This is a genomic window from Bhargavaea cecembensis DSE10 (assembly GCF_000348905.1).
In the GTDB taxonomy this organism is placed as follows: Bacteria; Bacillota; Bacilli; order Bacillales_A; family Planococcaceae; genus Bhargavaea; species Bhargavaea cecembensis.
The window spans coordinates 1-13,024 of record NZ_AOFT01000012.1; the positions used below are offsets into that span (position 1 = coordinate 1).

Consider the following 13,024-nt stretch of genomic DNA (forward strand, 5'->3'; position numbering starts at 1 on the left):
ACGTGGAAAGATGGTTATACAACAATGTCTTGTTTATCCGGTTTTGAAAGAACAAAAAAAGTTCTTGCCAAATCGACAGGAACTGATATAATAATACTTGTCCTTTCAAAAAGAATACGGTCTGGCGATGATGGCGAAGAGGTCACACCCGTTCCCATCCCGAACACGGAAGTTAAGCTCTTCAGCGCCGATGGTAGTCGGGGGCTTCCCCCTGCAAGAGTAGGACGTCGCCAGGCCGGATCTCTTTAACACAGATTCACAGATCAATATTTATGGAGGATTAGCTCAGCTGGGAGAGCATCTGCCTTACAAGCAGAGGGTCGGCGGTTCGAACCCGTCATCCTCCACCATTTCAGAAAGCCGGCCTAGCTCAATTGGTAGAGCAACTGACTTGTAATCAGTAGGTTGGGGGTTCAAGTCCTCTGGCCGGCACCACTTCAGACGAGCCATTAGCTCAGTTGGTAGAGCATCTGACTTTTAATCAGAGGGTCGCAGGTTCGAGCCCTGCATGGCTCACCACCCTTTATATATACCACATCATGCGGGTGTGGCGGAATGGCAGACGCGCTAGATTCAGGTTCTAGTGTCCTTTACCGGACGTGGGGGTTCAAGTCCCTTCACCCGCACCATTTTATTATAAGTGATCAACAACCACTTAATCATGCGGAAGTAGTTCAGTGGTAGAATACCACCTTGCCAAGGTGGGGGTCGCGGGTTCGAATCCCGTCTTCCGCTCCATTTATTTCCGCCGGGGTGGCGGAATTGGCAGACGCACAGGACTTAAAATCCTGCGGTAGGTGACTACCGTACCGGTTCGAGACCGGTCCTCGGCACCAAGTCTTTTTTTATGAATGCGCCCGTAGCTCAATTGGATAGAGCGTCTGACTACGGATCAGAAGGTTATGGGTTCGACTCCTGTCGGGCGCGCCATTTTAATCACCGGGAAATAGCTCAGCTTGGTAGAGCACTTGGTTTGGGACCAAGGGGTCGCAGGTTCGAATCCTGTTTTCCCGACCACCCTTATATGTTGGGGCCTTAGCTCAGCTGGGAGAGCGCCTGCTTTGCACGCAGGAGGTCAGCGGTTCGATCCCGCTAGGCTCCACCATTTATATTATTCCGGCGGTGTAGCTCAGCTGGCTAGAGCGTACGGTTCATACCCGTAAGGTCGGGGGTTCGATCCCCTCCGCCGCCATTGCAAAGGACCTTTAGCTCAGTTGGTTAGAGCAGACGGCTCATAACCGTCCGGTCGCAGGTTCGAGTCCTGCAAGGTCCACCATTTATTGGTTCAAACGGAGGAATACCCAAGTCTGGCTGAAGGGGTCGGTCTTGAAAACCGAGAGGCGGGTAACACCGCGCGGGGGTTCGAATCCCTCTTCCTCCGCCATATTTTGCGCCTCTTCAGTCTAGGGCAGCTCTGAACCAGTAAAGACAATATTATTATCGCGGAGTGGAGCAACGAGCAGAACGAAGACTGCGAGTTACACCGACAGCGAAGCGTAAGGTGTCCAAACACCATATGCGTAGAAACACCCATGCAACATCTATATTATTATCGCGGAGTGGAGCAGTGGCAGCTCGTCGGGCTCATAACCCGAAGGTCGCAGGTTCGAATCCTGCCTCCGCAACCAATGGTCCCGTGGTGTAGCGGTTAACATGCCTGCCTGTCACGCAGGAGATCGCGGGTTCGATTCCCGTCGGGACCGCCATTTTTACATAATGAATACCCTGTAATTTAGGCTTGGTAGCTCAGTCGGTAGAGCAAAGGACTGAAAATCCTTGTGTCGGCGGTTCGATTCCGTCCCAAGCCACCATTCGCGGATGTAGTTTAGTGGTAAAACCTCAGCTTCCCAAGCTGAAGTCGAGGGTTCGATTCCCTTCATCCGCTCCAGCGAGACCGGGCCTATAGCTCAGCCGGTTAGAGCGCACGCCTGATAAGCGTGAGGTCGGTGGTTCGAGTCCACTTAGGCCCACCATGTATTCCGCAGTAGCTCAGTGGTAGAGCAATCGGCTGTTAACCGATCGGTCGTAAGTTCGAGTCTTACCTGCGGAGCCATTTGGAGAAGTACTCAAGAGGCCGAAGAGGCGCCCCTGCTAAGGGCGTAGGTCGGGTAACCGGCGCGAGGGTTCAAATCCCTCCTTCTCCGCCATGTATTGGCCCCTTGGTCAAGCGGTTAAGACACCGCCCTTTCACGGCGGTAACACGGGTTCGAATCCCGTAGGGGTCATTAAGAAAAAAGCAACCATCCTATATTGAATAGGATGGTTGTTTTTTTGCTGTCCAGATGTTCTTATTCCCGGTCAAGGCGCTCGCCGGTGTAGCTGTCGACCGTTTTATCGGGAATGTCACCGAGCGGGGACTCGAGGTCGATTTCATCAAGGCCCTCCTGATACTCGTCCATTGTGTCCGATCGCATAAAGCCCTTTACGCTGCCGGTTTCATCAGTGCTTGCAAATTCCTCATAGGTTTCTGTCGTGCCCTGTTCCATCGGATCCTCGTAAAGGTCATTGTAGTCGTCATGATCACCGCTCCTGTCGGATGGCGTTTCGGAAGTGCCGTAACGTGCCGCCTCCTGGAAGCTGTCCTGGTAGTCCTCAATGCCTTCTTTCCTGCCAACTTCAAAAGAGTCCGGCTGGACGGGTGCTGCCACATCCTGCAATACGTCTTCCTCAACCGGGCGGTCCTCCGGAATCTCGGTGTCCGCATGCTCAATGCACCGATTCGTGTAGGGAATGGCCTCCAGGCGCTCAAACGGAATCTCTACTTCACATATCTCGCAGATTCCATAGTTCCCTTCACGCAGCGCCTTCAAGGCTTCCTCGACCTTTTCGAGTTCGTCTTCCGCATGGTTTTCAAGCGCCTGGTCACGCTCGCGGTCGTACAGCTCCGTTCCCATATCGGCCGGGTGATTGTCTGCAAAGGATAGTTCTCCGGAATCGTCCCGCATACTGTCGTCACGGTCACGTTCTTCACTTGTCTGACGGTATTGCTGCTGCATTTCAATCAGCTCACGCTTGAGGATTGTCTTTTGCTGTTCTGTCAACATGGCTGTCACTTCCTTATCGTATAAGATGATGGATGGTCTGTATTTCATGAGTTCATGAATCCTGCCATTGTCCCTCATCTTTTCCTTTTTGTCCTGAACGATAAACCTTGCCTCCAATATCAAAAACCGCCTGCATCCGGGCAGGCGGTTTTACAAGTTCCGTGATTAGTTTGTCCAGTAGCCGAGAAGGAGGCCGAGGCAGAGCAGGAATCCGAAGATCGTGTTTGTCTGGGCGGTCGCTTTCATGGCCGGCATGACCTTGAGCGGAACGTTTTCTTTCCTGAAGATCCGGATGGCGCCGATCGGCTTTCTGATGCTGAGGAAGACGAGCAGTGCCCAGGGCGTCAGGAGTCCGGTAAGGACCATTATGAGGATCCACAGGTACGATACCGCAAAAAACAGGAGAAGGATCGTGACCGCATTTTCTCTTCCGGCCAGGATGGCGAGTGTCTTCCGGCCGCCTTCTTTGTCACCCTCCAGATCACGGATGTTGTTTGACATCATGATCGCCCCTACAAGGATCATGCTGGGGATTGAAAGGGCGATTGCCCATCCGCTGACATGGCCGGTCTGTATGAAATAGGAGATGAGCACGATTGCCATCCCCATCGTGACACCGGAGAACAGCTCTCCGAGCGGCGTATAGGCGATTGGAAGCGGTCCGCCGGTATACAAGTACCCGATGGCCATGGCGACGCCACCTACCGCAATCAGCCACCATGAGGTGCTCCCGGCAATATAAAGACCCATCAGTGCCGCAGCACCGTAGAGCGCGAGTGCAAGGCCCAGAACAGTCGAAGGACTTACGCCATTCCGGACGATGGTCCCGCCGATGCCGACGGACTGCTCATTGTCGAGCCCGCGCTTGAAGTCGTAATATTCGTTGAACATGTTGGTTGCCGCCTGCAGGAACAGGGTGACAAGCATCATAAGGATGAAAAGCGTGACATTGACCCGGGTTTCTGAGAACGCGATGATGGTTCCGAGAAGCACAGGCACGAATGACGCGGTTAGCGTGTGTGGGCGTGTCAGCTGCCACCAGATCCGCCAGCCTTCGTCTGCTTTGAGTGTTTGCTGCATATCGTTCTCTCCCTAAATTTCTTTCCGCTCATCATTATAACGGAGAAAATGGGGAAAGGACAGTGAAGGCGCACGGAATCGCCCGGATGTTGGCGATTCGTGCGTTGTGGTAAAATAAATGGGCAAGGAAAGACTGTAGCGAATAAGTTGGAGGGGTCTTGGATGAAACGGAAAACGACTCCGGATTTAATAACGAAGACAGGCCGCATGATGGACGGGCTCCGGTTCTACACGGAGACGGTCGAATCGGGCAGGCTGTCACCGCAAGCTTTTTTTGAAGCGGGCGAAGCGGAATTCGCCGGCCGGCGCTTTTATTGGGAAAACCGGGAGAAAACCCGGAAAATGGCTGGCATCGGGCACGCAGCACGCCTGACCAGTACAGACGGCGATGCCCGTTTTGAAGATATACGTACACAATGGCAGCGACTCTGTTCCGTGATTGTGAAGGAAGAGGGAGACCAGTCGCCGGTGCTGTTCGGCGGCTTCTCGTTTGATCCGGAAAATCGGCGCAAATCGGAATGGGAAAGCTTCCCGGCTGCCCTTTTTGTAGTTCCGCAGATCCAGCTGGTTGAAAAAGACGGGCGTACCTTCGTGTCGATCAACCTGATATCCGAGGAAGAGGCCGTGGCGGCCGATTTTGACCGGCTGCGCCTGATCCGGGACAGGCTGATCCACGAAGCACAGGTTAAAGAACGGGAGCCTGCGGTAAAGCCTGATGTGAGCCGGCTCCAGGAATATGCCAAGCAGGATTATCTGCGTGCCGTGGAAGGTGTCCGGGACGGGATCCGTGAAGGCGGGCCGGAGAAGGTCGTGATTGCGCGATCCATCGGCCTCGACTTCGAGACGCCCGTCCGTCATTCGGAGGTGCTGGAACATCTTTCGGCCGAGCAGCAGGAAAGCTATCTGTTCGGCTTGGAGAGCGGTGAAGGCTTCTTTTTCGGAGCGACACCGGAACGTCTTGTGAAGATGGAGGGCGGCAGGGGCCTGACCGCCTGTGTGGCCGGATCCATCCGCCGCGGCAAGACAGCGGAAGAAGACCGGCTGCTTGGGGAAGGGCTTCTGAAGGACCCGAAAAACCGGGAAGAGCATCAGTTCGTGGTCCAGATGATCGGAGATGTATTCCGCAGTTTCTGCAGTGAAGTCCGGATTCCGGCGGGACCGCGGCTTCTGAAAGTGCGTGACATCCAGCATCTGTTCACTCCTGTGGAAGGGACACCGAATGCCGGCACGGATCTTCTTGATCTTGTACAAGCCCTTCACCCGACACCGGCGCTCGGAGGTACTCCCCGTGACGAAGCGCTCCGCATGATCCGTGAAAACGAAAAGATGGACAGGGGCTTTTACGGGGCCCCGATCGGCTGGATGGACACGGACGGTGACGGCGAGTTTGCCGTGGCGATCCGCTCAGGCCTGCTGAAGGGCGACCGGGCGCATCTGTACGCCGGCGGAGGAATTGTCGCCGGGTCGGTACCGGAAGAGGAATATGAAGAAACCTGGGTGAAGTTCCGTCCGATGATGCGGGCGCTCGGAGGTGTCCTGCATGGATGACCGGAAAGTGCTGACCTCCTATGTTCTGAGGATCCGCGAATCGCTGATCCGTGCAGGTGTCCGGCATGTGGTCGTGAGCCCGGGGTCACGTTCAACGCCGCTTGCCTATGCATTTGCCGACTCTGACAGTGTCGGGATCCATCTGCAGACCGACGAGCGCTCCGCGGCATTCTGCGGGCTGGGCATGGCCAAGGCATCCGGCGAACCGGTCGCCGTGCTGTGCACGTCCGGCACCGCAGCGTCCAATTACATGCCGGCGGTCACCGAGGCGAAGTATGCCCGTGTGCCGCTGATTGTGCTGACGGCAGACCGTCCGCATGAACTGCGCGAGGTCGGAGCCCCCCAGGCGATCGACCAGCCCGGGATGTACGGGAGGATGGTCAAGTACAGTGCCGATTTCCCCATCCCGGAAGAACGGCCTGAATCACTGGAGTATATCGGCCGTCATGTGCAGCGGGCCGTCTCGATCGCGACAGATGCGCCGGCGGGTCCCGTGCACCTGAATATACCGTTCCGTGAGCCGCTCCTGATCGATTTCGGAGAGGAGGATCCAGAGCCATCATTCCGCAGCGTGCGCAGGGGGATGATGATTCCAGATCCGGAAATGGTCCGCTGGTTTACAGAAACGGCTGCCGCTGCGGAACGGGGCCTGATCATTGCCGGTGAACTTCCTCCCGGTTTTGACAAAGAGGCTTTCTGGAAGTTTGCACGATCCCTTGGCTGGCCGGTGCTGGCCGATCCGCTCTCGGGACTCCGGACCGGCCTGTCAGAGGAAGCGGAGGGCCTTTGCATCGATCAGTATGATGCCGTCCTGAAAAACGAACGGTTCAAGCAGGAAATGGCGCCGGATACCGTCATCCGATTTGGTCCCCAGCCGGTGTCCAAGCCGCTGACACAGTTCCTGAACGGAAACCGTCCCGACGTCTATATCGTCGTGGATGAAAGCCCGTCATTCCGTGATCCTTATCACCTGGCGACGGATCATCTCCAGTGCGTGCCGGAAATGCTGCTTGGCATCCGGGCAGGGAACGCCCCTTCCGGATATGCTTCTCTCTGGTCTGAAGCAAACCGCATTGCGACAGAAGAAACCAGGCGCGCAGTAAACGGGGGCACCGACGAAGGCGCGATGGCAGGTGTCCTGTTTGCCGACATGCCGGACGGCAGCGACCTGTTTGCGAGTTCCAGCATGCCGATCCGTGACGTTGACACCTTCTTCATGAACACGGACCGCGATATCGGGATTTTCGCAAACCGCGGCGTGAACGGCATCGACGGAGTCGTGTCGACCGCCTTTGGCGTGCAGGCGGCGAGAAAACGGCCGGCCTTCCTGCTGATCGGAGATCTTGCGATGCTGCACGATATGAACGGCCTGATCTCAAGCCGCTTTGATGAAACAGATCTGACCATCCTCGTCATGAACAACGACGGGGGCGGCATTTTCTCTTATCTGCCGCAGGCGGGGGCCGGACGCTATTTCGAAGAGCTGTTCGGTACGCCGACCGGGCTGAAATTCAGGAGCCTGGCCGACATGTACGGCTGCCAGTACGATGCGGTGGAATCAGCCGACGGACTCAGGCAGGTGCTCCGACAGCCGAAACAAACCAATGTCAGGATCATCGAAGCCTTCAGCGACCGCCAGGTGAATCTCAATGAGCACCGGAAGCTCTGGCAGGCAGTCGGCGAAAGGCTGGATGCCGAATGGAACCGCTGACGGCGACGGTCCGGGGAATCCGGATCGGCTACCGGGAGGCAGGGAATCCCGACGGTGAACCGCTTGTCCTGCTGCACGGCTTTACCGGCAGCTCAGCATCCTGGACAGGACTTGCGGGTGAATTCGGCTCATACCGGCTCATTATGCCTGACCTGACCGGCCACGGAAAAACAGAAGCCCCGGAAACCGCGGACCGTTATGCAATGAAGGAACAGGTGGCAGACCTGGATGCACTTTTTATCCGGCTCGGGCTGGATCACTTTAGCCTTCTCGGCTATTCGATGGGAGGCCGGATCGCAATCGGCTATGCGGCCGCACACCCGGAGAAAATCAGCAGGCTGGTCCTCGAAAGCACATCTCCCGGCCTCCGGACACAGGAAGAACGGCGATTGCGCAGGGAATCCGACGAAAAGCTTGCAGCTTTCATCGAACGGGAAGGCATCCGCGCCTTTACCGACCGCTGGGAGAACATCCCGCTTTTCGCCTCGCAGAAACAACTGCCGGAAACGGTCCGGGAACGTGTCCGGAGCGGCCGCCTCGGAAATGATCCCGCGGGCCTTGCAGGAAGTCTCAGAGGAGTCGGCACGGGATACCAGCCTTCCTACTGGGATACGCTGGAGCAATTCGGAATGCCGGTGACGCTGATCACCGGAGAACTGGATGAAAAGTATGTAAACATTGCGGGAGACATGGCCCGGCTGCTGCCGGAGGTCGATCATGTGACCGTTCCGGACGCCGGACATACGGTGCACGTGGAAAATCCGGCCCGCTTTGCTACAATAGTAAGGAAAGCTTTAAAGCCATAGACAGGGGAGGAACCACATGACACGCCAATGGGAAACGATCCGTACATATGACGAGATCAAATACGAGAAATACAACGGCATCGCCAAAGTGACGATCAACCGTCCGCACGTGCGCAATGCCTTCACACCGAAAACTGTAGAAGAAATGATTGATGCTTTCTCCCGCGCACGCGATGATGACAGCATCGGCGTCATCGTCCTGACGGGCGAAGGCGACATGGCCTTCTGCTCCGGCGGAGACCAGAAAGTCCGCGGACACGGCGGCTATGTCGGAGAGGACCAGATTCCGCGCCTCAACGTGCTGGATCTGCAGCGCCTGATCCGCGTCATACCGAAACCGGTTGTCGCCATGGTGGCAGGCTATGCCATCGGCGGCGGGCACGTCCTGCATGTGGTCTGCGACCTGACCATTGCTGCAGATAATGCCATCTTTGGCCAGACCGGCCCGAAAGTCGGCTCGTTTGACGCGGGATACGGCTCCGGCTACCTGGCACGCATCGTCGGCCATAAGAAAGCCCGTGAGATCTGGTATCTGTGCCGCCAGTACAACGCGCAGGAAGCGCTGGACATGGGCCTGGTCAACACGGTTGTTCCGCTTGACCGGCTTGAAGATGAAACCGTCCAGTGGTGCGAGGAAATGCTCGAGAAGAGCCCGACAGCACTCCGCTTCCTGAAGGCCGCGATGAATGCCGACACGGACGGACTGGCAGGCCTTCAGCAGATGGCAGGCGACGCGACGCTCCTTTACTACACAACGGATGAAGCCAAGGAAGGCCGCGACGCATTCAAGGAAAAGCGCAAGCCGGACTTTGGCCAGTTCCCTCGTTTCCCTTGATCGCTAAATTCAAAAAGCCGCCTTTCGGGCGGCTTTTTATGATGGGAAGGTGATTGGATGAAGACACCAAACTGGATTTTGCAGCGTGCCGGCCAGACGCCGGACCGGATCGCCATCAGCTGGGAAGACAAACAGTGGACATTCCGGGAAGTGGCGGAACGGGCGATGGACATCGCGAGAAAGATGAGGGGGACCGGCCTGCAGGAAGGGGACCGTGTGGCGCTTCTGACCGCAGGAGGTCCGGACACCGTCTTCCTGATCCACGGCGGGCTTCTTGCGGGCTTTGAGCTGGTGATGCTGAACAGCCGCCTGACGCAGGACGAGCTGGCCTACCAGATCGAAGACTCGGGCGCAAAGGCCGTGTTCGCGGATGATGCCTTGCTGGAGCGCGTACCGGACAGTACGGCGGTGAGCCACCTTTTGTCAGGGGAGGGCATGGATTTTGAACCGGTGAAGCTATGGGAGGAAGACCGTACCCTGACCATCATGTACACATCGGGAACGACCGGTTTCCCCAAAGGCGTCCGGCAGACGGCAGGCAATCATTTATCGAGCGCTGTCGCATCTGCCCTTAACATGGGCCTGCAGGAGGGGGATGTCTGGCTCTGCGCGATGCCGCTGTTCCACATAAGCGGATTCTCAATTCTGTGCCGTTCTCTGATTTATGGCATGACCGTGCGTCTGCAGACGAAATTCGATGCGGAAGCTTCGGCCAGAGAGATTGCGGAAGGCAGCGTGACGACGATGTCCGCCGTCTCCGCGCAACTGGTCCGGGTGCTGGATATCCTGGAAGCACGGAACGAGCGGGCTTCCGGACGGTTCAGGCAGATCCTTGCCGGTGGAGGACCGGTCCCTTCGCCGTATATCCGCCGCGCGGAGGCGCTCGGCATCCGGATCCTCCAGACATATGGCATGACCGAGACCTCTTCACAGACGGCCACGCTGGCGGCAGAGGACGCCCTCAGGAAAACGGGATCGTCAGGCAAACCGCTTTTCTTTAACCGCATCCGGATCGACGGAGCTGAAAAACCCGGAGATGAGGGGGAAATCCTCATCAGCGGCCCCCATGTGACTCCTGGGTATGTCGGCCGCTTCAGCGACAAACCCGCCCAGGTGGACGGCTGGCTTCATACAGGCGATATCGGCAGGCTTGACGAAGAAGGATTCCTCTTCGTGCTCGACCGCCGTTCCGACCTGATCATCTCGGGAGGGGAGAACATCTATCCCGCGGAGATCGAACAAGTGCTGGTCGGTCATCCCGCCGTTGCTGAGGCAGGCGTTGCGGGGGTGGAGGATGAACGCTGGGGACAGGTGCCGGCCGCCTTTATTGTAGGAAGGGAAGACGTTACAGCGGAAGAGCTTGAGACCTTCTGCCGGGAGCGGCTGGCCCGGTATAAGGTGCCGAAGCATTTCCGTTTCGTCGCAGAACTGCCCAGAAATGCCTCGAACAAGCTTCTCCGCCGCGAACTGAGGACGAAGTTTGATCTTCAGGAATGACAAAAGCCATCCGGGGCTGCCGGATGGCTTTTGATATGGGTTCAAGGGTTCAATGCGTTGCCGAGGCGTTCGATATTTTTCCTCATAAGAGAAAAGTAGTCTTCACTGTTTTCGATATCCTCTTCCGACAGGACGCTCAGATTATGAAGCGTGCCGGATTCCGCACCAATTTCGTTCACGATCACCTGAGTGAGCTTTGATGTGATGTTCTGTTCAAAGAAGATGGTCGTGGCCTCTTTTTCGCGTGCCAGGTCCACAATCCGTGCCAGTTCTTTCTGTGAAGGTTCGCTCTGCGGATTCAGGCCTGCGATTGAGACTTGCTCCAGGCCGTATTCCTCGGCAATATAGCCGAATGCGGCGTGGGAGACGAAGAAGGTTTTGGACTGCGCGCGGTCCGCCATGCTGCGGAATTCCCCGTCCAGTTCCTTGAGCTCGGCAGACAGTTCTTCATACCGCTGCGCGAACTCTGCTTCTTTCTCGGGAAGTTCTTCCGAAAGTGCCTCTTTCACGGCAAGTGCCAGCCGGTCTGCGAGGACAGGGGAAAGCCAGACGTGGGGGTCTGCGCCGGAATGGTCGTGGCCTTCATGGCCTGCCTCTTCATCATGTCCATGTTCCTCTTCATGTCCGTGGCCGTGAAGAAGCTGGTCGTCGGAAATATGTGCTGCAGCCGCGATCAGCCGGACATCTTCGCCCGAAAGAGTCTGTTCGGCTTTATTCACAAAGCCCTCCAGCCCGAGGCCGGTATGGATAAAAAGATCACTTTCGGCCAGGCTGATCATATCCTTCTGTGTCGGTTCGAATGTATGGCTGTCTGCTCCCGGAGGGTAGACGGAAGAGACGCTTACAGAGTCTCCCCCGATCCGTTCCGTGAAGTAGGCAAGCGGATAAACGGTCGTCTTGACAGTGACTTTCTGTTCCGTCGCGTTTTCGCTTTCTTGTCCCTCGTCAGAAGGATCGTTGCCGCCGCATCCGGCAAGAACAAGCAGGGATGCGGACAGGATGAGCATCAGTCGTTTCATGGTCCACCTCTAAATCGGAATGAGTACGATTTGTATCATACCGCAACAGTGGCCGGCTTGGCAACCCGGAACTTATTTTTCCCTATTATTGTTTCCTGGCCATTTGTCCGGAACCGGATCAAATCCGCCTTCATGGAACGGATGGCACTTTGAGATCCGGATGATCGCCATCAGGAAGCCTTTAATCGCGCCGTGCTTTTCAAACGCTTCTAAACCGTATGCAGAACAGGTCGGATGAAAGCGGCAGCTGGGCGGGGTAAACGGTGAGATGGCCTTCCGGTAAAACTTGATGATCCATATAAATAAATGTTTCATTGCAAGCACTCCAATCGTAACGCAATGTTTATTGTAGCGCGGGTTGGGGAACATGAACAGAAGAACGATTGATGAAGAAATGGAGTGTTGATGGATGTCTAAAGAACTGCTTGATGAATTGAATGTCCAGGTAGCGACCTGGTCGGTATTTTACACGAAGCTTCACAACTATCACTGGTATGTTAAAGGCCCTCAGTTCTTCACCCTTCACGAAAAGTTCGAGGAACTTTACAATGAAGCGACCCTACATATGGATGAGATCGCGGAACGCATGCTGACACTTGGCGGACAGCCGCTCGCCACACTGAAGGAACACCTGGAAAACTCAGTAGTGGAAGAAGCCAGCGGAAAGGAATCCGCCAATGCGATGGTCAAGCAGGTGACCGAGGACTTCGACAAGATCATGGACTCTCTTAAAAAAGGCATGGACCTTGCCGCAAAAGACGAGGACGACATGACGGAAGACCTCCTGAACTCGATCTACCAGAGCATCGAAAAGCACCAGTGGATGCTCAACGCCTTCCTCGGCGAAGAAAATAACTGAGCTTAAGCAGTCAAATCAGTTCCGGGAGTGATCTTCGGAACTGATTTGTATTTTATGGATAAAGCTTTTCATGGAGCTCAGTTGATTTCCGCTTCATGCGGACACTTTCCGCGGGGAAGAGTAAGAGCTGGAGCCATTGCGCAGATGGGCATCTGCGCCCAAAAGCGAAGCGTTGGGCAGCATCTGGTTGCTCCCGTTCGGCAATGCTGCAGGGCTGTTTGCGCATGGATCATCCAGAGAAGACCATCCTAATGGGAAACGATTGACCAGGAGGATGGCCATGAAAAACAAATTGTATGTATCGATTCTCCACAGACAGGTGTATCCTGGCCCGAATGTGGCGCCCTGGGAATTTGCCATCGAGGCGGACAGCCGCGTGGAAGAAGTGTTCAGCAAGCTGTTCAGCCAGATCAGCGACGTGGAATTGACCAACTTCCTACGGTCGCACCTGCCCGCAATTCCTTACCATCTGGACAAGGAGAACCACCAGATCGACCTGCGCACGATGAAGCTTTATGCACTTGTTCACGAATATGGGGATGAGGAGTCCAAGAAGTTCGTTGAGAGCCTTCCGTATTTCCGTTGAACCCCCGGCACCCTGTCCGCTACACTTGTGGAGGAGGGG

The 13,024-nt window shown here is 56.0% G+C and carries 11 protein-coding genes, 20 tRNA genes and 1 rRNA gene; 28 read left to right on the forward strand and 4 right to left on the reverse strand.

Features of this window, described 5'->3' with window-relative positions; translation table 11 throughout:
• Positions 1-120 precede the first annotated feature (120 nt).
• From rrf to C772_RS11400, 21 genes are all read left to right on the forward strand, one after another.
• A 5S ribosomal RNA gene (gene rrf, locus C772_RS11300) occupies positions 121-236 on the forward strand.
• Between the two features lie 38 nt (positions 237-274).
• A tRNA-Val gene (locus C772_RS11305) sits at positions 275-350 on the forward strand.
• Between the two features lie 9 nt (positions 351-359).
• Positions 360-435, forward strand: a tRNA-Thr gene (locus tag C772_RS11310).
• An 8-nt stretch (positions 436-443) separates the two neighbouring features.
• Positions 444-519 (forward strand) — tRNA-Lys (locus C772_RS11315).
• Between the two features lie 22 nt (positions 520-541).
• Positions 542-629: transfer RNA gene (locus tag C772_RS11320), tRNA-Leu, on the forward strand.
• Positions 630-663: 34 nt separating this feature from the next.
• Positions 664-738 (forward strand) — tRNA-Gly (locus tag C772_RS11325).
• A gap of 9 nt (positions 739-747) precedes the next feature.
• A tRNA-Leu gene (locus C772_RS11330) sits at positions 748-836 on the forward strand.
• A gap of 17 nt (positions 837-853) precedes the next feature.
• Positions 854-930 (forward strand) — tRNA-Arg (locus C772_RS11335).
• Between the two features lie 10 nt (positions 931-940).
• Positions 941-1,017, forward strand: a tRNA-Pro gene (locus C772_RS11340).
• Between the two features lie 12 nt (positions 1,018-1,029).
• Positions 1,030-1,105: transfer RNA gene (locus C772_RS11345), tRNA-Ala, on the forward strand.
• A 13-nt stretch (positions 1,106-1,118) separates the two neighbouring features.
• A tRNA-Met gene (locus C772_RS11350) sits at positions 1,119-1,192 on the forward strand.
• A 7-nt stretch (positions 1,193-1,199) separates the two neighbouring features.
• A tRNA-Ile gene (locus C772_RS11355) sits at positions 1,200-1,276 on the forward strand.
• 15 nt (positions 1,277-1,291) lie between these two features.
• A tRNA-Ser gene (locus tag C772_RS11360) sits at positions 1,292-1,384 on the forward strand.
• Between the two features lie 169 nt (positions 1,385-1,553).
• Positions 1,554-1,628: transfer RNA gene (locus tag C772_RS11365), tRNA-Met, on the forward strand.
• Positions 1,629-1,630: 2 nt separating this feature from the next.
• Positions 1,631-1,706, forward strand: a tRNA-Asp gene (locus C772_RS11370).
• A gap of 29 nt (positions 1,707-1,735) precedes the next feature.
• A tRNA-Phe gene (locus tag C772_RS11375) sits at positions 1,736-1,811 on the forward strand.
• 3 nt (positions 1,812-1,814) lie between these two features.
• Positions 1,815-1,888: transfer RNA gene (locus tag C772_RS11380), tRNA-Gly, on the forward strand.
• 8 nt (positions 1,889-1,896) lie between these two features.
• Positions 1,897-1,973, forward strand: a tRNA-Ile gene (locus C772_RS11385).
• A gap of 5 nt (positions 1,974-1,978) precedes the next feature.
• Positions 1,979-2,053, forward strand: a tRNA-Asn gene (locus C772_RS11390).
• 3 nt (positions 2,054-2,056) lie between these two features.
• A tRNA-Ser gene (locus C772_RS11395) sits at positions 2,057-2,147 on the forward strand.
• A 6-nt stretch (positions 2,148-2,153) separates the two neighbouring features.
• Positions 2,154-2,225 (forward strand) — tRNA-Glu (locus C772_RS11400).
• 63 nt (positions 2,226-2,288) lie between these two features.
• On the opposite strand, the gene C772_RS11405 is transcribed toward C772_RS11400, so the two are convergent.
• On the reverse strand, positions 2,289-3,044 hold the full coding sequence (locus tag C772_RS11405) for a TraR/DksA C4-type zinc finger protein (protein WP_035002301.1): 756 nt from the start codon (positions 3,042-3,044) through the stop codon (positions 2,289-2,291).
• A 165-nt stretch (positions 3,045-3,209) separates the two neighbouring features.
• Positions 3,210-4,124, reverse strand: a complete 915-nt coding sequence (locus tag C772_RS11410) for a 1,4-dihydroxy-2-naphthoate polyprenyltransferase (protein WP_008300105.1) — start codon at positions 4,122-4,124, stop codon at positions 3,210-3,212.
• Between the two features lie 162 nt (positions 4,125-4,286).
• Between C772_RS11410 and C772_RS11415 the strand changes: the two genes are divergently transcribed.
• Genes C772_RS11415 through C772_RS11435 form a run of 5 tightly spaced genes read left to right on the forward strand, consistent with a single transcriptional unit; the run spans position 4,287 to position 10,521 of the window.
• The gene (locus C772_RS11415) at positions 4,287-5,672 is read left to right on the forward strand and encodes an isochorismate synthase (protein WP_008300106.1); all 1,386 of its coding nucleotides are present in this window, start codon (positions 4,287-4,289) and stop codon (positions 5,670-5,672) included.
• Positions 5,665-7,383, forward strand: a complete 1,719-nt coding sequence (gene menD, locus C772_RS11420) for a 2-succinyl-5-enolpyruvyl-6-hydroxy-3-cyclohexene-1-carboxylic-acid synthase (RefSeq protein WP_008300107.1) — start codon at positions 5,665-5,667, stop codon at positions 7,381-7,383. Before C772_RS11415 ends, menD begins: the two co-directional genes overlap by 8 nt.
• A complete protein-coding gene (gene menH / locus C772_RS11425; RefSeq protein WP_008300110.1) occupies positions 7,371-8,189 on the forward strand; it encodes a 2-succinyl-6-hydroxy-2,4-cyclohexadiene-1-carboxylate synthase in 819 nt (272 codons plus the stop codon). Before menD ends, menH begins: the two co-directional genes overlap by 13 nt.
• A 16-nt stretch (positions 8,190-8,205) precedes the next feature.
• Entirely contained in the window at positions 8,206-9,024 is an 819-nt protein-coding gene (gene menB, locus C772_RS11430) for a 1,4-dihydroxy-2-naphthoyl-CoA synthase (protein WP_008300111.1), read from the forward strand.
• 57 nt (positions 9,025-9,081) lie between these two features.
• A complete protein-coding gene (locus C772_RS11435; RefSeq protein ID WP_008300113.1) occupies positions 9,082-10,521 on the forward strand; it encodes an o-succinylbenzoate--CoA ligase in 1,440 nt (479 codons plus the stop codon).
• 41 nt (positions 10,522-10,562) lie between these two features.
• Here C772_RS11435 and C772_RS11440 read toward each other — a convergent pair whose 3' ends face one another.
• Together C772_RS11440 and yidD are read right to left on the reverse strand one after the other, a co-directional pair.
• A complete protein-coding gene (locus C772_RS11440) occupies positions 10,563-11,540 on the reverse strand; it encodes a metal ABC transporter substrate-binding protein (RefSeq protein ID WP_008300114.1) in 978 nt (325 codons plus the stop codon).
• Positions 11,541-11,612: 72 nt separating this feature from the next.
• The gene (yidD, locus tag C772_RS11445; RefSeq protein ID WP_008300116.1) at positions 11,613-11,855 is read right to left on the reverse strand and encodes a membrane protein insertion efficiency factor YidD; all 243 of its coding nucleotides are present in this window, start codon (positions 11,853-11,855) and stop codon (positions 11,613-11,615) included.
• A 94-nt stretch (positions 11,856-11,949) separates the two neighbouring features.
• On the opposite strand from yidD, the gene C772_RS11450 reads away from it, so the two are divergent.
• Positions 11,950-12,399 carry a Dps family protein gene (locus C772_RS11450; RefSeq protein WP_008300118.1) on the forward strand — a complete coding sequence of 150 codons (450 nt, stop codon included), beginning with the start codon at positions 11,950-11,952 and terminating at the stop codon, positions 12,397-12,399.
• Positions 12,400-12,679: 280 nt separating this feature from the next.
• Positions 12,680-12,985 carry a hypothetical protein gene (locus C772_RS11455; protein WP_008300120.1) on the forward strand — a complete coding sequence of 102 codons (306 nt, stop codon included), beginning with the start codon at positions 12,680-12,682 and terminating at the stop codon, positions 12,983-12,985.
• Positions 12,986-13,024 lie beyond the last annotated feature (39 nt).